Genomic DNA, 15,546 nt, shown 5'->3' with positions numbered 1-15,546 from the left:
AGATGTCGTTTGCACAAGGAAAATTTGAAGCAGAGCTTAACGATATCGAAAAATTATTCAGAAAAATTGATTTTTTTGAAGAAAGAAATTTTTACCCCAACGATGATTTTGATCCTTCTATATATAGAAAGAAAAGTTATATAGATAATTGGAAATCTTTAATTGCTGATAATATTTACAGCTTTATGCTAACAGATAATTCAATTTTAAATTTTAAATTGAATGCTGATAAAAGACATATTAGTTTTACCTTTTATGAATGTCCTTTTGAATGTTTATCTTACAAGGAATATTTAGTAGATAATGATATTGAGATTACTTATGAAAATAAAACCTTCATTGACTATTATGAGGTATACTTACATCAGTGTGAGAGAAAAGAAAATCCGTTAATGGTAAGATATGACTTTGATGAGAAATCTTATTATCAAGGGCTACATCCAGTTTCTCATTTACACATTGGTCATAAAAATCAAGTAAGAATAGGGCTAAATAAAATTCTTACCCCAAAGGCATTCACTAGCATTATATTGAGACAAAATTATCCTGCTTATTGGAAAACAATCTTAAAAAGCAAAAATGACTGGAAAAATTCTTTTATCCAGGAAAAATTGAGATTAGTTGATATAAATCAAGATAACTGGCAAACTTTAGACTCATCTGAATTTCATTTATCGTAAATCTTCTTTCCAATTTCAAAATAACAAATAAGAAAGATTAACGAAAAACCCAAAAATAGATACTATTTTTGGGCTTTTATATTCAATTACCCTAACTCAACCTTCATGTTTAAATACAACCATTTGGTAGGAACATCTAACGATTTTCCGTTTACCAGTTTGTCATAATCAATACCCCAATCGAATAAGTTTACTTGCCCTTGTAATACCAGTTCAGTAGACATACTCTCGTAAGCATTTCGAATTCCAGTGGCAAATAACTTCACTTCTTTTTCAACTCCTTTAATCGATAACATACCATTGATTTGATACCAATCTACTCCCATCACAAAAACATTGGTGGTTCTAAAGGTTATGTTTTCGTTGCCATCACCAATAAATACTCCTTTGGTTTTGATTCTTGCCGTTAAATCAGCCTCATCACCTCTACATGCTCTGAATGAGTTTGGGTCTACGGCAAAGGAAATACGCATGCCTTCTAACGGATTTCCAGCATCCATCCTTACAGGAATAGCTACTTCTAAATCGGTTACTTTTCCTCCAAACGGCGTACTGCAATGTCCGTGTGTTACAAACATATTGATCGTCTGATTTTCTACAGCTTTGGTTTCCTCCTTTTTTTCTTTTGTCGTAGCTGTTGAAGCACTAGTAGCAAAACCGCTAATTAAAAGTACAGTTAATAAGGCCACAACTAACAAAATTCTATTTTTCATGGTGTTCATAATATTCGTATTTTAAAGTTTTTATCAAAACTATTAGAACCTGCTGTTAACAATGTCAATCAATTGTCAAAAAAGTGTAAAAAAGCTTTAATCAGTATACTTTTATTTAAATTTACATTCAAAAACTACTTAAAGTCTATTTTTCTAACACGTAAAAATGTCACAAAAAACTCAACTTAAAGAAGTCGCCAAATTATTTTTCAAACTAGGTTGTATCGCTTTTGGTGGACCTGCAGCACATATTGCCATGATGGAAGATGAGGTTGTTAAAAAAAGAAAATGGATGACTCAGCAACATTTTCTAGATTTAATGGGAGCTACTAATTTAATACCAGGACCCAACTCTACGGAAATGACCATGCATTGTGGACATGAAAGAGCTGGTTGGAAAGGCTTAATTGTAGCCGGATGTTGTTTTATTTTTCCTGCCGTAATAATTACTTTAATAGTAGCGTGGTTATACCAAGAGTATGGTCAGCTTCCTAAAGTTGAGCCTTTTATTTACGGAATAAAACCCGCAGTAATCGCAATTATTGTTATGGCTGCTTATCGACTAGGTAAAAAAGCAGTAAAAAATACATCTCTAGCTATTTTAGGCTTAGTTACCTTAGTTGCCTGCCTTATAGGCGTGAACGAAATAGCCGCTTTGTTTGGCTGTGGTTTACTTGGTGCATTGCACTATTTTTTCAACCAAAACCGTAATAATCTAACTAGTGTACTTCCGTTTTTTGTATTTCAAGCTGGTGAAGCGCTTCAAACCAACAATCTGAAAATTTTATTGACCTTTTTAAAAGTTGGTGCCATTTTATATGGAAGCGGTTATGTGTTATTTGCCTTTTTAGATGCAGAATTGGTGGCTAACGGATGGCTTTCAAGACAGGTGCTAATAGATGCGGTTGCTGTAGGACAAATAACGCCAGGTCCTGTTTTATCTACCGCTACCTTTATTGGCTGGCAAATGAATGGAATAACTGGTGCACTTGCAGCGACGGTCGGAATATTTTTACCATCTTTCTTTTTTGTTTTAGTTTTAAATCCGTTGATTCCTAAAATGAGAAAATCGAAGCTTATAGGCGCTATTTTAGATGCGGTAAATGTAGCTGCCGTTGCCTTGATAATTGCTGTATGTATTGAAATGGCAAAAGATACCGTAACTGATTGGCGTACTATTGTTATTGCGTTTATAAGCCTAGTAGCCGTTTTCTATTTAAAAAAATTAAACAGTGCTTTTATCGTTATCGGAGGTGCGCTGTTAGGATATATTTTAACTTATTGGTAAACCTTATAATATGATTCCTTTTAACTTACCTTTGTCAAAAATAATTTGATGCAGTTTTCAGACCTACAACTTAGCAAATCTATCGTAAAAGCACTTTCCGAAGAAAGACACCATACGCCCACCTTAGTACAACAAAAAGTAATTCCTTTGGTACTCGACAAAAAAGATGTAATTGTAGCTGCGCAAACAGGTACAGGTAAAACCGCTGCATTTGCCCTGCCTATCATTCAAGAGCTTTCTAAAGAAGAAGATGTTGAGAAAAGAGCAAAAAAAATAAAAGCACTGGTTGTAAGCCCTACTCGCGAATTGGCAATTCAAATTCAAGAAAATTTTAAAGCATACAGCAAATACACTAACCTAAGAACCACGGTTATTTATGGTGGTGTAGCTACACAACCGCAAAAAGACGTGTTAGAAAAAGGCGTGGATATTTTAATCGCTACCCCAGGTCGTTTTATCGACTTACACCAACAAGGAAGTATTGATATCCGTCAGCTAAAAACATTGGTACTCGATGAAGCCGATTTAATGCTCGATATGGGGTTTATTGAGGATGTGCAAAAGATTGAAGAACTATGTCCGCGCAAAAAACAAACCCTATTGTTTTCGGCAACGATGCCAGAAAAAGTGAGTGACCTAGCTAAATCGATGCTACGCAATCCTGAAAAGGTCGATATTTCACCTGCGGAAACTACCGCAACAAACATAGGCCAATTACTATATTACACTCCTAAAAAACATAAGGTCGATTTGTGTTTGCACCTGCTACGCAATACCATAAAAGGTCGTATTATTATCTTTCGTCGTACCAAATTTGGAGTTGATAAACTCGAAAAAACATTGCAAAAAAATGGCTACAAAGTAACCAGTGTACATGGCGACAAATCGCAAAACTTACGCAATCAGGCTATCGAGGACTTTAAAAACAATAAAGCCAACATTTTAATTGCTACCGATGTGGCTGCTCGTGGTATCGACGTTAGTAAAGTAGATGCGGTGATTAATGTTGACTTACCCAACATTCCTGAAACCTATGTACACAGAATTGGTAGAACCGGTAGAGCAGGCAAATCTGGAATTGCCTTTTCGTTGTGTAGCGCCGATGAAACTTCGTACATTAAAGCTATTCAAGAATATATAAATCGTTCTATAAAAATTATAGAAGACCATCCGTTTCCATTAGCCAAACCGAAGCCTAAAAAGCAACCCAACACCATTAGTAAACACAAGAAAGGAAGAAAATCAGAAGCCTCTAAAAAGAAGAAAAAACGCTGGTATTAAAATTTTTTATAAAAAAAGTACTACAAAATAGTGCTTCATTTATTTATTAATCGTAATATTGCAATATAATAATGAATTAATGGGGCTTACCAAATCAGAAATATTTACAGAAGAGCAAAATCAGTTAGCTAGTATTGCCAAAGTACTTGGGCATCCTGCACGTATTGCTATTTTGCAGTACCTGTTTAAATTGAATTCTTGCGTGTGCGGCGATTTGGTAACTGAAATCGGTTTGGCACAACCCACTATTTCACAGCATTTAAAAGAATTAAAAAAGATGGATATGATTAAAGGGACTATTGAAGGAACCAGTGTTTGCTATTGCATCAATCCAGAGAAATGGAAAGAAATTAAAACCTTGCTATCTTCTTTTTTAAATCTTGACAGCAATAATCAAAGCTGTTGCTAAAAAAAATTTGAATCTATTAATCGCAATATTACAATAAACAACAAAAACCATGAAACTATCAGAAATCAAACAACATTTAAGTACGTTAAAAACCATCGCTTTTCAATTACCTGACGGAAGTTTAGTTCCGAATCATTTTCACGTAACAGAAGTAGGAAAAATTACAAAAAACTTTATTGATTGTGGGGGTACTATTCGAAATGAAGAAGTGGTAAACTTTCAATTATGGAATGCCAATGACTACGATCATCGTTTACATCCAGAAAAATTAATCCATATTATTGAGCTGTCAGAAAAAGTATTAAACATTCCTGATTTAGAAATTGAAGTAGAATATCAAGGAGGTACTATTGGCAAATACGGATTGGATTTTGATGGCACGAACTTTTTACTAACAACCAAACAAACGGATTGTTTAGCCAAAGATAATTGCGGAATTCCTACTGAAAAACCCAGAGTGCGTTTATCAGATTTACAAAAACAACCAGAAGCTTGTTGTACACCAAACTCAGGATGCTGCTAATATGAAAACACGAACCTCACCCCTATTCTCTGAACTAACACAGACAGTATCGAATTTGCCTGCTGTTTCAGAAGCGCGAAAAAAGGTTTTACAACCGCTGGTAAACTATATTCAAGATAAATTAAAGAACAATCAAGCCATACATTTAAACTTTATTTGTACACACAATTCTAGGCGCAGTCATTTATCACAAGTATGGGCACAAACTATGGCGTATCACTATAAAATACCCCATGTAAACACCTATTCCGGTGGAACAGAAGCTACCGCTATGAATGCTAACGTTGTAACTACTTTAATTGAAAACGGATTTCAAATTCAGCAATTATCGAAGAAGCCCAATCCTATTTATGCCGTAAAATACTCTGAAAATCTACCTGCAATCATAGGTTTTTCAAAAAAATATGATGATGCTTTTAATCCAACCTCAGCGTTTTGTGCTATCATGACGTGCTCGCAAGCAGATGAAGGGTGTCCTTTTATAGCTGGCGCTGACACTAGAGTTCCTGTTACGTATGAAGATCCTAAATTGTTCGACGGAACTTCTTCTGAAAAAGAAAAATACTTAGAACGTAGTTTACAAATTGCTGCTGAAATGCAGTATGTGTTTTCTTCTTTACTACACTAGTCGTATAAAGGGGTATAAAAAAATCTGTGATGCTGTTTGAAAAGATTCCTCCTTTAAGTTGAAACTCCAACCAAAGGGAGGGTTCTTACTCGAATAGCCAAGGTAACCTCAATAGAGATTAACCTTTATATTTCATGGGTACATGCACCACTTTTTTGGTTTCAAAGAAATTTTCTTCAAAAAAGTCTGGTAAATCATAAATAGTGGCTTTCGGAAAGTTCGCAAGTTCTTCCGTAAGATCACCTCCTTTTAAGTATAAGATTCCGTTTTTAAGCACATGGTTTTGCTTTTTATGCACTTTATTTTTCACCCAACGATGAAAGGTTTCCATTTGTGCCACTGCTCTACTTACAATAAAATCATATGTATCATCTACTTCTTCCACACGTCCGTGCGTAGTTTTTACGTTTTCTAGCCCTAAACCTTCAGCAACTTCATTTACTACTTTAATTTTTTTTCCGATCGAATCAACCAAGTGAAAGTGCGTTTCAGGAAATAAAATAGCCAATGGAATTCCTGGAAAACCACCACCTGTACCTACATCCATTACCTTGGCTCCGGCTTTAAAATCCATAACTTTAGCAATTCCTAACGAGTGGAGTACATGACGTAAATACAACTCATCAATATCTTTACGAGAAACGACGTTAATTTTTAAGTTCCAATCTTGATACAATTCTTGCAACTTAGAAAATTGTTCTAATTGTGTTTCCGATAAATTATTAAAGTATTTTTTTATAAGTTCCATGAAGTGATTTTTTCCGTTGCAAAAATAAAAAACTAATTGGTATTGTTAATTTTTATACAAAAGATATTAATCTGATTAAAAAGTTAACCTTTAGCTGTAACTATGAACCAAAAACGCTTATTTTTGTCATATAAACAAACAATAAATGAAGACAATAAACTTCTCAAGAATAGACAAAGCTAAGTTTTTTAGAACTTTAAATAAAAGAGTAAACAACTACTTTAAAGAAAATGACATTAAACGTACAGGTAACTGGAAACTATATTCAAAAGCTATCATTATGCTAGCAATGTTTATTGTTCCGTTTGTACTAATTTTAACCGTTGATATGTCGCAATGGATAAAGTTAGCTCTTGCCGTTTTAATGGGTGTTGGAATGGCTGGAGTAGGAATGAATGTAATGCACGATGCCAACCACGAATCTTTTTCTAGCAAAAAATGGGTAAACAAACTTTTTGGAAGCAGTATTTATATTTTAGCAGGTAATGTGTATAACTGGAAAGTGCAACACAATGTATTACACCATACATACACAAACATTCAAGACCATGATGAGGATATGGATGCAGGTAGAATTATCCGTTTTTCAAAACACACACAATGGTTATGGATACACAAATTCCAAAAATATTACTCTATCTTTTTATACGGATTGCTGACTATTAATTGGGCTATTACTACCGATTTTAAACAAATGCGCAGCTATTTAAAGCGTAAATTATCCTACGGTGAGTTTCCAAATCCAGCCAAGGAGTGGACTAAATTAGTCGTTTCAAAAGTAATTTATTATGCACTATGGGTCGTATTACCCATCGCAGTAATGAATATCGCTTGGTGGAAAGTATTGATTGGCTTTTTTGTAATGCATTATACGGCAGGAATTATTCTAAGTGTCGTTTTTCAATTAGCACACATCGTTCCTAAAACAGAAACTCCTTTACCAGATGAAGACGGTAACATGAAAAATACTTGGGCTATTCACCAATTGTATACCACAGCAAACTTTGCTCCTAGAAATTGGTTTATCAACTTTTATACAGGTGGATTGAATCATCAAGTAGAACATCATATTTTTCCTAACATTTCTCATATTCACTATGATAAGTTAGCTAAAATCGTAAAAGAAACTGCTAAGGAATTCAATCTTCCTTATAATGAGTATAAAACGACACGCAGAGCAGTTATTGAGCACTTTAAACACTTAGCTGAATTAGGAAAAAAACCGCAACTAGCATAAATCAACAAACAACATAACAACACAATGTCAAACGCACTATCAAACAGAATTCAAAGTTTACCAGTATCGCAAACTTTAGCCATGGCTGCGAAAGCAAGAGAGTTAAAAGCTGAAGGTAAAGACATCATTAGTTTAAGTTTAGGAGAACCCGATTTTAATACTCCCGATTTTATTAAAGATGCTGCTATTGAAGCTATTCAACAAAATTACAACTCATACACCCCAGTTGATGGATATGTAGAGTTGAAAGAGGCTATTTGCGAAAAGTTTCAACGCGATAATAACTTGGTTTATGCTCCAAATCAGATAGTAGTTTCTACAGGAGCAAAACAATCTATTGCCAATGTTGCTCAGGTATTGTTAAACCCAGGTGATGAAGTGTTGTTACCCGCACCTTATTGGGTGAGCTATTCTGCCATTGCCACGTTGTGTGAAGCCAAATTTGTCGAAATTCCTTCTACTATCGAAAATGATTTTAAAATCACTCCAGCACAATTAGAAGCGGCTATTTCACCAAAAACGAAGATGATTTTCTTTAACTCGCCGAACAATCCGAGTGGAACGATTTATAACGAAGAAGAATATCGTGCCTTGGCTAAGGTCTTAGAAAAGTATCCAAATATTTACATTTTATCAGACGAAATATACGAGCACATTAACTACGGAACAAAGCCGTTTAGTTTTGCGGCTATCGAAAGCATGTATGACCGTACCATTACGGTGAACGGTTTGGCCAAAGCATTTGCCATGACCGGATGGAGAATTGGATACCTTGGTGCGCCTGCATGGATTGCCAAAGCCTGTACAAAAATGCAAGGTCAAATTACGTCGGGAACCAACTGTATTGCCCAACGCGCTGCCATTACAGCTGTAAAAGCATCGCCTGAAAAAGTACAGTATATGGTTGATGAATTTAAAAAACGTAGGGACTTAGTGTTGCAATTATTAGGAGAAATTGACGGATTCAAATTGAATGTGCCTGAAGGTGCTTTTTATGTATTTCCTGACATTTCTGATTTCTTCGGAAAAACCATTAAAGGAAAAACAATTGAAAATGCCAACGATTTTTCTATGTTATTGCTAGAAGAGGCAAACGTAGCCACTGTTACTGGTGAAGCTTTTGGTGCACCGAACTGTGTTCGTTTATCGTATGCAGCTTCTGAATTACAATTACGAGAAGCTATTCGAAGAATAAAAGAAGTGTTGAGTTAGGTAACTTCAATAATTAATCATAAAAAAATCCGTAAGACTTTCTTGCGGATTTTTTATGTTCTAGAATGGAACTTTTAATTTTCGAACTTTTTTCTTTTTAGGTTTCTTTAAATACAATGCTTTCTTGTTATAATCAATAAAGGCTTTTCCGGCTTCTAAAATATCTGCTCCTATAATTCCATCTACCTCATCAGCATCGTGTTGTTGTAAAGCCGTATTTACATGCGTTAAATCAAACAACACCAAATCACATTGAGCGGTTTTCCACTTTCCTATTTTTAGCAAGTTATTTTCTGATTTTTGTGTTTCCATATCAGTAGCACCTGCACCTGCGGCTTTTACTTCACTTTCTTCAGAAATAAGCTTAAAACGCTCTATCAAATCGAGCCCAACACACGAATTAGAAGCACCCGTATCTAAAATAAATCTGCCTCTTACTCCATTAATTTCTCCGTCTAACTCCAAATGATTCGTCACCATTTTTTTAAGTTTTATTTTAATGTATTTCTTTTTTCGTAATACTTTTTTCAAACTTGCCATTTCTTGTACTTTTGTCATCGCAAAGATACAATAATACAATGTCACCTTCAGCCTTAGCGAAAGGTCTTTCTTTAAAAAAATATGATAACAGACACTCATACACACCTATATTCTAGTCAGTTTGATGAAGACAGAAAAGAAATGATGCAACGTGCCAAAGAAGCAGGAGTTTCTCGTTTCTTTATCCCTGCTATTGATAGTTCGTATACCGAACGTATGCTTGATTTAGAAAAAAACTATCCAAACGATGTGTTTTTAATGATGGGCTTGCATCCTACTTCGGTAAAAGAAAATTACCAAGAGGAATTGGCGCATGTAAAGGAATGGTTAGACAAGCGTGATTTTTATGCGATTGGTGAAATTGGTATCGATTTGTATTGGGATACATCGTTTTTACCCCAACAACAAGAAGCTTTTCGCACCCAAATTCAATGGGCAAAAGAAAAAAAGTTACCAATTGCGATTCACTGTCGTGATGCTTTTGATGAAATTTTTGAAGTGTTAGAAACAGAAAAAGGAAGTGATTTATTCGGAATTTTTCACTGTTTTACAGGAACTCTTGAACAAGCTGAAAAAGCAATTTCATACAACATGAAATTAGGAATTGGTGGGGTAGCTACTTTTAAAAACGGAAAAATTGACCAGTTTTTGCATGAAATAGACATCAAACATATTGTGTTAGAAACAGATTCTCCGTACTTAGCTCCTACTCCATACCGAGGAAAGCGCAATGAAAGCAGCTACATTACCCAAGTTGTGGATAAGTTAGTAGATATTTACGGGGTAACTTTCGATGAAATTTCGGAAATTACCACACAGAACTCTAAGGATGTTTTTAGTGTTTAAAAAAATAGATATGAAAAAAATCGTACACATTTTAGTGCTATTGATAGTAGCTGAATCATTTTCTCAAGAATACAGAAAAAACTGGTCTGACGGACAATTAACATGGGATGATTTTAGAGCACTACCCTCTAATGAAAAAACCTCTTCTTTATTTTATACTCTTAATTATGCTTCAGATGTGAAAGTGATTGATAATGTAAAATATATGGGTGTTTTTGCGAATGCCTACATAAACAAGTCTTTGTCTTTTGTTAAAAATGATTTTAAAGACACCTTTCATTTAGACTATAACCAAGTAATTTTTAACTTACTTGAACTTAACAAAAGAAAATTTCAACTAGAAATTTTCAACGTAAAAAACATTTATCAAATCAACTCTTTATTAAATGATGCTAGTGACATGCTAAATGAAGAAGTTGCACATTTTCAAAAAGAAAGTAACTACGGTATCTCTTATGATGTCACAAAAAAGTGGCTCTTGAAAACTGAAGAAGAGCTGAGAAAAACTAGCAACTATATAATTCCAAATTATAGAAGAAGTCATTGGTCCTATGGCATGTATCTTGGTGTTGATTTTGGAGCTTATAATAATCCGTTTAAAGAATCTTTAAACAATACCCTTGCTTTTGCTATGGGATTAGAGGGAGCTTATAAAAAAGTTACACTAGGCTTAAATCTCTCTTTAACCAACAGTAAAGTTAAAAAAGACATTATAACTAATAATTTGTCAATACCTCAAGGTGATAGAGTCTCAATTATTAATTTGAATGCTACATTAGGATACCCAGCCTATGAAAACGAAAAGATAAGAGTCTTTCCTTTTATTGGTTATGGTGTCACTACTTTTGGTGAAACAGGTGATAAAAAAAGCAAAGAAGAAACCACAAGTGCTAGTAGTATTTTTGGTATAAACTTAGATTTCAAGGAAAGAAAAAAAGTAAACTTTACTCCTTCATTTCTTAATCTCAGAGAAGAAGGAAATGGCTTTATAAGAACCCGTTTTTTTATAAGCAATACGAACGTTAATCCTGATTTAAAAGGCTATAGTATTAATGTTGGAGTAGCCTATGGTTTTGAAGCTCGATCGATATCTATTAAACAATAACTAAAATTGAACCTACAAACTGCATACTATAAAACTCCTATCGGTATTGCTAAAATAGATGGCGATGATAACGGAATCCAATCGATTTCTGTATTAGACGAGGATGCTTTGACTTTAGTTAATACTCAAAAAGAAATTCCACCTAGTTTACAAAATTGTGTTCGACAATTGGATGAATATTTTGCTGGAAAAAGAACAGTTTTTGACGTGCAATTGAATCCGCAAGGAACAACCTTTCAACAATCGGTTTGGAAAGAGCTATTAAACATTCCTTTTGGAAGCACCAGAACGTATTTAGAACAAACCAAACAGTTAGGTGATGTAAAAGCCATTCGTGCGGTAGCTTCAGCGAATGGTAAAAATCCTATTTGGATACTTATTCCGTGCCACAGAGTCGTAGGTTCTGATGGCTCGTTAACAGGATATGCAGGCGGTATTTGGCGTAAAAAATGGTTGTTAGAGCACGAAAGTGGAACAAAACAGCAAACCTTGTTTTAAGTTCTTTAGTTTAACTTACTTTCAATTTCTCTTAATGAGATTCCGAAACAAGTTCAGAGTGACTATCATAAATTCAAATTCCGTTTTTCGATAAAAAATTTCTTTAACAAAAAACTGCACTCTTCTTCTAAAACACCCGATATTACTTTTGTTTTTGGGTGTAATTTTGTTTGTAAAACACGAAACCCTAATTTTGGTTCACTAGCTCCGTACACTATTTTACCAATTTGTGTCCAGTAGCTTGCTCCCGCACACATTTGGCAGGGTTCTAAGGTAACATACAACGTACAATCCTTTAAATACTTTCCACCTAAAAAATCTGCCGCAGCAGTGAATGCCTGCATTTCGGCGTGTGCTGTTACATCATTTAATCGCTCTGTTAAATTATGCGCCCTCGCAATAATTTGATTGTTAAAAACGATTACGGCACCTACCGGAACTTCTCCTTTATCGAAAGCTACCTCAGCTTCTTGCAAGGCTTTTTTCATAAAATAAGTATCGTCAAACGGATTCATGAGGATAAGTTAATGTTAGCTTTTAAACAAATGTAGCTAAAATTTGTTTGTACGAACTCACAGTAAAATACTTATTTTTACCAAAATTTACGATTTGATTTCAATCCATACTTCTGAAAACAAAAAAGTCTACTTTGCTTCCGACCAGCATTTCGGAGCTCCTACCTCTGATGCTAGTTTTCCTCGTGAACAAAAGTTTGTTGCATGGTTAAACGAAGTTCAAAAAGATGCAGCGGCTGTTTTTATTTTGGGTGATTTATTCGACTTTTGGTTCGAGTATAAAACGGTGGTTCCGAAAGGGTTTGTTCGTGTTTTGGGCAAACTTGCTGAGCTAAAAGACAGCGGTATTCCGATTTACTTTTTTGTTGGAAACCACGATTTATGGATGCGTGATTATTTTGAAAAGGAATTAAACATTCCTGTATATCATTCTCCTCAAGAATTTAAAATCAACAATAAATTGTTTTTAATTGGTCATGGCGATGGATTAGGTCCAGGAGACAAGGGATATAAGCGCATGAAAAAAGTCTTTACATTTCCTTTATTCAAATGGCTATTCCGATGGTTACACCCCGATTTAGGCATGCGATTAGGACAGTATATGTCGGTTAAAAACAAACTGATTTCGGGTGATGAAGACGCTAAATTTTTAGGAGAAGACAACGAGTGGTTAGTTCAATATTGCAAACGAAAACTAGAAACCAAACACTACGATTTTTTTGTATTTGGGCATCGACATCTTCCATTAAAAATTCAACTTAAAGAAAACAGCACTTATATAAATACTGGAGACTGGATACAGTATTTTACCTATGCTGCTTTTGAAAACGATGAATTAACTTTAAAAGAATATCGTAAATCGTCTTAAAATAGACTGGTTATTAGTACTATTAGCAAATAGTAGTGGGTAAATCGATACAAAGACATGAAAAATATGTGTACATATATATAATTTATAAATATCTTCTGCGTTTTTACCTTTAACCATACTTTAACATCTGTTATTTTCTTATTATTGTAGCTTTGTTTCATAAAAATTCTAACTTATTTCAATTACTATGGATATAGATGTAAGAGCCATCAATGAAAAAATAGAGAGAGAGAGTGCTTTTGTAGACTTATTGACTACAGAAATGAATAAAGTAATTGTAGGTCAGAAACACATGATTGAACGATTACTGATTGGACTTTTAGGAAACGGACATATACTGTTAGAAGGTGTTCCTGGACTTGCAAAAACATTAGCAATTAACACACTTTCGAAAGCAGTTGATGGTAGTTTTAGCCGTGTTCAATTTACTCCTGACTTACTACCAGCCGATGTGGTAGGTACTATGATATACAATGTAAAAGAAAATGATTTCTCTATTAAAAAAGGACCCATTTTTGCCAACTTTGTATTAGCCGATGAAATTAACCGTGCCCCTGCCAAAGTACAATCTGCTTTGTTAGAGGCCATGCAAGAACGCCAAATTACTATCGGTGATGAAACTTTTAAATTAGATGAGCCTTTCTTAGTAATGGCTACACAAAACCCCGTAGAACAAGAAGGAACTTATCCGTTGCCAGAAGCACAAGTAGACCGTTTTATGCTAAAGACTGTAATTGATTATCCAAAATTACAAGATGAGCAACTTATCATGCGTCAAAACTTAAACGGAAATTTTCAAAAAATAAACCCTGTTATTTCCATCGACCAAATTATCAAAGCACGCAGTGTGGTTAATGAGGTGTATATGGATGAAAAAATTGAAAAGTATATTTTAGATATTATTTTTGCAACACGTTATCCTGAAAAATACAATCTAGAAAAATTACAACCCCTAATTAGCTTTGGCTCTTCTCCTCGTGGAAGTATTGCCTTGGCAAAAGCTGCAAAATGTTATGCTTTTATTAAAAGAAGGGGCTATGTAATTCCAGAAGACGTGAGAGCCATCGTTAACGATGTGTTACGCCACAGAATAGGTATTACCTACGAAGCTGAGGCCGAAAACATTACATCAATAGATATTATTAACTCAATAATAAACGAAGTCCAAGTCCCCTAAGAGAAAAAATTTTTCAGATAGCTAACTACTACTACTTTAATCAATACGAATAACCCCCAATTAGCTATATATGAAATTCAAATTAACAACGTACAAAACATTAAAAGGAACAAAAAAGATTTTAGAATTAAAGAAGAGAAAAAACACAGAAGCTATTATTTATCAAGACGATAAACCTAGTTATTACGTAAACTGCTTTGATTTAAAAACCGAATCAAATGTAATAATGAATAGTTTGGTGTTATGCCAGCAAAGAAAAATGCAAGAAGTTATTAAAGAAATTGGCGAAAAAAACAACGTGAATTTATCAATACAAGAAGCACCTTTTTTAGCTTTTGAAAAAAGTGTAGAATATACAGAAATGGACTTACCTCCATTGCCTGAATCTTGGTTAAATTAATGGAAACAAAAGAATTATTAAAAAAAGTTCGGAAAATTGAAATAAAGACACGGAAACTGTCTAATCATATTTTTGGAGGAGAATACCATTCTACTTTTAAAGGTAGAGGTATGACTTTTTCAGAAGTGCGTCAATATCAATACGGAGACGATATTAGATCTATAGATTGGAACGTTACTGCTCGTTACAACGAACCGTATGTAAAGGTTTTTGAAGAAGAACGAGAACTTACCATGATGTTAGTAGTCGATATTTCTGGTTCCGAATTTTTTGGTACTTCTGAACAATTTAAGAAAGATACTATTACAGAAATTGCTGCTACATTGGCGTTTTCTGCAATTCAAAATAACGATAAAGTTGGTTTAATCTTATTTTCAGATCAAGTCGAACTATACATTCCTCCTAAAAAAGGAAAAAGTCATGTATTACGAATTATACGAGAGCTTATTGAGTTTCAACCTAAAAGCAAACAGACGAATATTAGTGAAGCTTTAAAGTTTTTATCGAATATCATGAAAAAGAAAGCTATTGTTTTTATGCTTTCTGACTTTATGGATGACGGGTATGAACGTACCTTAAAAATTGTTGGAAACAAACACGATGTAACAGGTATTCGAGTATACGATAAGCACGACGAAGAAATTCCTAATTTAGGAATGGTTTCTATGATCGATGCCGAAACTGGAAATACACAATTGGTAAACACGAGCGCTAAGTCGGTTAGAACACATTACAGAGCCAATGCTTTGCGCTTAACCGATTATTTTGAAACTACGTTTACCAAAAGTGGTGCAGGAACTATTCATACCAGAGTCGACGAAAGTTACGTACGAAAATTACTAGGTTATTTTAAACGAAAAGGATAAAAGCAAACC

At 34.3% G+C, this 15,546-nt stretch carries 19 protein-coding genes; 15 read left to right on the top strand and 4 right to left on the bottom strand.

Translation table 11 applies throughout. The features are described from left to right. Positions 1–2: 2 nt before the first annotated feature. On the top strand, positions 3–680 hold the full coding sequence (locus P8625_RS12770) for a DUF2290 domain-containing protein (RefSeq protein ID WP_279650835.1): 678 nt from the start codon (positions 3–5) through the stop codon (positions 678–680). An 86-nt stretch (positions 681–766) separates the two neighbouring features. Here P8625_RS12770 and P8625_RS12765 read toward each other — a convergent pair whose 3' ends face one another. After that, positions 767–1,393 (bottom strand): YceI family protein, encoded by a 627-nt coding sequence (locus P8625_RS12765; RefSeq protein ID WP_279650834.1) that lies wholly within the window; start codon positions 1,391–1,393, stop codon positions 767–769. Between the two features lie 166 nt (positions 1,394–1,559). On the opposite strand from P8625_RS12765, the gene chrA reads away from it, so the two are divergent. The 5 genes from chrA (at position 1,560) to P8625_RS12740 (ending at position 5,522) form a co-directional block, all read left to right on the top strand. Then, positions 1,560–2,681 carry a chromate efflux transporter gene (gene chrA, locus P8625_RS12760; protein WP_279650833.1) on the top strand — a complete coding sequence of 374 codons (1,122 nt, stop codon included), beginning with the start codon at positions 1,560–1,562 and terminating at the stop codon, positions 2,679–2,681. 48 nt (positions 2,682–2,729) lie between these two features. Beyond that, positions 2,730–3,962 (top strand): DEAD/DEAH box helicase, encoded by a 1,233-nt coding sequence (locus P8625_RS12755; protein ID WP_279650832.1) that lies wholly within the window; start codon positions 2,730–2,732, stop codon positions 3,960–3,962. 79 nt (positions 3,963–4,041) lie between these two features. After that, positions 4,042–4,371, top strand: coding sequence for an ArsR/SmtB family transcription factor (locus tag P8625_RS12750; RefSeq protein ID WP_279650831.1), 330 nt, complete (start codon positions 4,042–4,044; stop codon positions 4,369–4,371). Between the two features lie 49 nt (positions 4,372–4,420). Beyond that, positions 4,421–4,894: a DUF6428 family protein gene (locus P8625_RS12745; protein WP_279650830.1), complete on the top strand. Its 474-nt coding sequence runs from the start codon at positions 4,421–4,423 to the stop codon at positions 4,892–4,894. Position 4,895: 1 nt separating this feature from the next. After that, positions 4,896–5,522 carry a low molecular weight phosphatase family protein gene (locus P8625_RS12740; RefSeq protein WP_279650829.1) on the top strand — a complete coding sequence of 209 codons (627 nt, stop codon included), beginning with the start codon at positions 4,896–4,898 and terminating at the stop codon, positions 5,520–5,522. Positions 5,523–5,640: 118 nt separating this feature from the next. On the opposite strand, the gene rsmG is transcribed toward P8625_RS12740, so the two are convergent. Continuing rightward, a complete protein-coding gene (rsmG, locus tag P8625_RS12735) occupies positions 5,641–6,270 on the bottom strand; it encodes a 16S rRNA (guanine(527)-N(7))-methyltransferase RsmG (protein WP_279650828.1) in 630 nt (209 codons plus the stop codon). A gap of 145 nt (positions 6,271–6,415) precedes the next feature. Between rsmG and P8625_RS12730 the strand changes: the two genes are divergently transcribed. Beyond that, entirely contained in the window at positions 6,416–7,507 is a 1,092-nt protein-coding gene (locus tag P8625_RS12730; RefSeq protein ID WP_279650827.1) for a fatty acid desaturase family protein, read from the top strand. 24 nt (positions 7,508–7,531) lie between these two features. Continuing rightward, the gene (locus P8625_RS12725) at positions 7,532–8,719 is read left to right on the top strand and encodes a pyridoxal phosphate-dependent aminotransferase (RefSeq protein ID WP_279650826.1); all 1,188 of its coding nucleotides are present in this window, start codon (positions 7,532–7,534) and stop codon (positions 8,717–8,719) included. Between the two features lie 60 nt (positions 8,720–8,779). Here the strand turns inward: P8625_RS12725 and P8625_RS12720 are convergent, their stop codons facing one another. Then, positions 8,780–9,259: a retropepsin-like aspartic protease gene (locus P8625_RS12720; RefSeq protein ID WP_279652961.1), complete on the bottom strand. Its 480-nt coding sequence runs from the start codon at positions 9,257–9,259 to the stop codon at positions 8,780–8,782. An 81-nt stretch (positions 9,260–9,340) separates the two neighbouring features. Between P8625_RS12720 and P8625_RS12715 the strand changes: the two genes are divergently transcribed. Genes P8625_RS12715 through P8625_RS12705 form a run of 3 tightly spaced genes read left to right on the top strand, consistent with a single transcriptional unit; the run spans position 9,341 to position 11,708 of the window. Further along, positions 9,341–10,105, top strand: coding sequence for a TatD family hydrolase (locus P8625_RS12715; RefSeq protein ID WP_279650825.1), 765 nt, complete (start codon positions 9,341–9,343; stop codon positions 10,103–10,105). A 10-nt stretch (positions 10,106–10,115) separates the two neighbouring features. Continuing rightward, a complete protein-coding gene (locus P8625_RS12710; protein WP_279650824.1) occupies positions 10,116–11,210 on the top strand; it encodes a hypothetical protein in 1,095 nt (364 codons plus the stop codon). Positions 11,211–11,216: 6 nt separating this feature from the next. Continuing rightward, on the top strand, positions 11,217–11,708 hold the full coding sequence (locus P8625_RS12705) for a methylated-DNA--[protein]-cysteine S-methyltransferase (protein ID WP_279650823.1): 492 nt from the start codon (positions 11,217–11,219) through the stop codon (positions 11,706–11,708). A 65-nt stretch (positions 11,709–11,773) separates the two neighbouring features. Here P8625_RS12705 and P8625_RS12700 read toward each other — a convergent pair whose 3' ends face one another. Next, entirely contained in the window at positions 11,774–12,223 is a 450-nt protein-coding gene (locus P8625_RS12700) for a nucleoside deaminase (RefSeq protein WP_279650822.1), read from the bottom strand. A gap of 94 nt (positions 12,224–12,317) precedes the next feature. On the opposite strand from P8625_RS12700, the gene P8625_RS12695 reads away from it, so the two are divergent. The 4 genes from P8625_RS12695 to P8625_RS12680 all read left to right on the top strand — a co-directional run bounded on the left by P8625_RS12695 (position 12,318) and on the right by P8625_RS12680 (position 15,537). Further along, positions 12,318–13,091 (top strand): UDP-2,3-diacylglucosamine diphosphatase, encoded by a 774-nt coding sequence (locus P8625_RS12695; protein ID WP_279650821.1) that lies wholly within the window; start codon positions 12,318–12,320, stop codon positions 13,089–13,091. 190 nt (positions 13,092–13,281) lie between these two features. Next, on the top strand, positions 13,282–14,271 hold the full coding sequence (locus P8625_RS12690) for an AAA family ATPase (RefSeq protein WP_279650820.1): 990 nt from the start codon (positions 13,282–13,284) through the stop codon (positions 14,269–14,271). Positions 14,272–14,341: 70 nt separating this feature from the next. Next, the gene (locus P8625_RS12685) at positions 14,342–14,671 is read left to right on the top strand and encodes a hypothetical protein (protein ID WP_279650819.1); all 330 of its coding nucleotides are present in this window, start codon (positions 14,342–14,344) and stop codon (positions 14,669–14,671) included. Beyond that, the gene (locus P8625_RS12680; RefSeq protein WP_279650818.1) at positions 14,671–15,537 is read left to right on the top strand and encodes a DUF58 domain-containing protein; all 867 of its coding nucleotides are present in this window, start codon (positions 14,671–14,673) and stop codon (positions 15,535–15,537) included. The genes P8625_RS12685 and P8625_RS12680 overlap by 1 nt, the downstream gene beginning before the upstream one ends. Positions 15,538–15,546: the final 9 nt, after the last annotated feature.

Origin of the sequence: Tenacibaculum tangerinum (genome assembly GCF_029853675.1) — a bacterium.
Lineage (GTDB): Bacteria > Bacteroidota > Bacteroidia > Flavobacteriales > Flavobacteriaceae > Polaribacter > Polaribacter tangerinum_A.
This window is presented reverse-complemented; position numbering and strand designations above follow the sequence as displayed.

Bases quoted from the DNA above. Each gene is read 5' to 3' on its own strand.
- P8625_RS12740 (WP_279650829.1), top strand. From the start codon at position 4,896: ATGAAAACACGAACCTCACCCCTATTCTCTGAACTAACACAGACAGTA.
- P8625_RS12710 (WP_279650824.1), top strand. From the start codon at position 10,116: ATGAAAAAAATCGTACACATTTTAGTGCTATTGATAGTAGCTGAATCA.
- P8625_RS12725 (WP_279650826.1), top strand. From the start codon at position 7,532: ATGTCAAACGCACTATCAAACAGAATTCAAAGTTTACCAGTATCGCAA.
- P8625_RS12770 (WP_279650835.1), top strand. From the start codon at position 3: ATGTCGTTTGCACAAGGAAAATTTGAAGCAGAGCTTAACGATATCGAA.
- P8625_RS12685 (WP_279650819.1), top strand. From the start codon at position 14,342: ATGAAATTCAAATTAACAACGTACAAAACATTAAAAGGAACAAAAAAG.
- P8625_RS12730 (WP_279650827.1), top strand. From the start codon at position 6,416: ATGAAGACAATAAACTTCTCAAGAATAGACAAAGCTAAGTTTTTTAGA.
- P8625_RS12690 (WP_279650820.1), top strand. From the start codon at position 13,282: ATGGATATAGATGTAAGAGCCATCAATGAAAAAATAGAGAGAGAGAGT.
- P8625_RS12745 (WP_279650830.1), top strand. From the start codon at position 4,421: ATGAAACTATCAGAAATCAAACAACATTTAAGTACGTTAAAAACCATC.
- P8625_RS12750 (WP_279650831.1), top strand. From the start codon at position 4,042: ATGGGGCTTACCAAATCAGAAATATTTACAGAAGAGCAAAATCAGTTA.
- P8625_RS12720 (WP_279652961.1), bottom strand. From the start codon at position 9,259: ATGGCAAGTTTGAAAAAAGTATTACGAAAAAAGAAATACATTAAAATA.
- P8625_RS12680 (WP_279650818.1), top strand. From the start codon at position 14,671: ATGGAAACAAAAGAATTATTAAAAAAAGTTCGGAAAATTGAAATAAAG.
- rsmG (WP_279650828.1), bottom strand. From the start codon at position 6,270: ATGGAACTTATAAAAAAATACTTTAATAATTTATCGGAAACACAATTA.
- P8625_RS12765 (WP_279650834.1), bottom strand. From the start codon at position 1,393: ATGAAAAATAGAATTTTGTTAGTTGTGGCCTTATTAACTGTACTTTTA.
- P8625_RS12755 (WP_279650832.1), top strand. From the start codon at position 2,730: ATGCAGTTTTCAGACCTACAACTTAGCAAATCTATCGTAAAAGCACTT.
- P8625_RS12715 (WP_279650825.1), top strand. From the start codon at position 9,341: ATGATAACAGACACTCATACACACCTATATTCTAGTCAGTTTGATGAA.
- chrA (WP_279650833.1), top strand. From the start codon at position 1,560: ATGTCACAAAAAACTCAACTTAAAGAAGTCGCCAAATTATTTTTCAAA.
- P8625_RS12700 (WP_279650822.1), bottom strand. From the start codon at position 12,223: ATGAATCCGTTTGACGATACTTATTTTATGAAAAAAGCCTTGCAAGAA.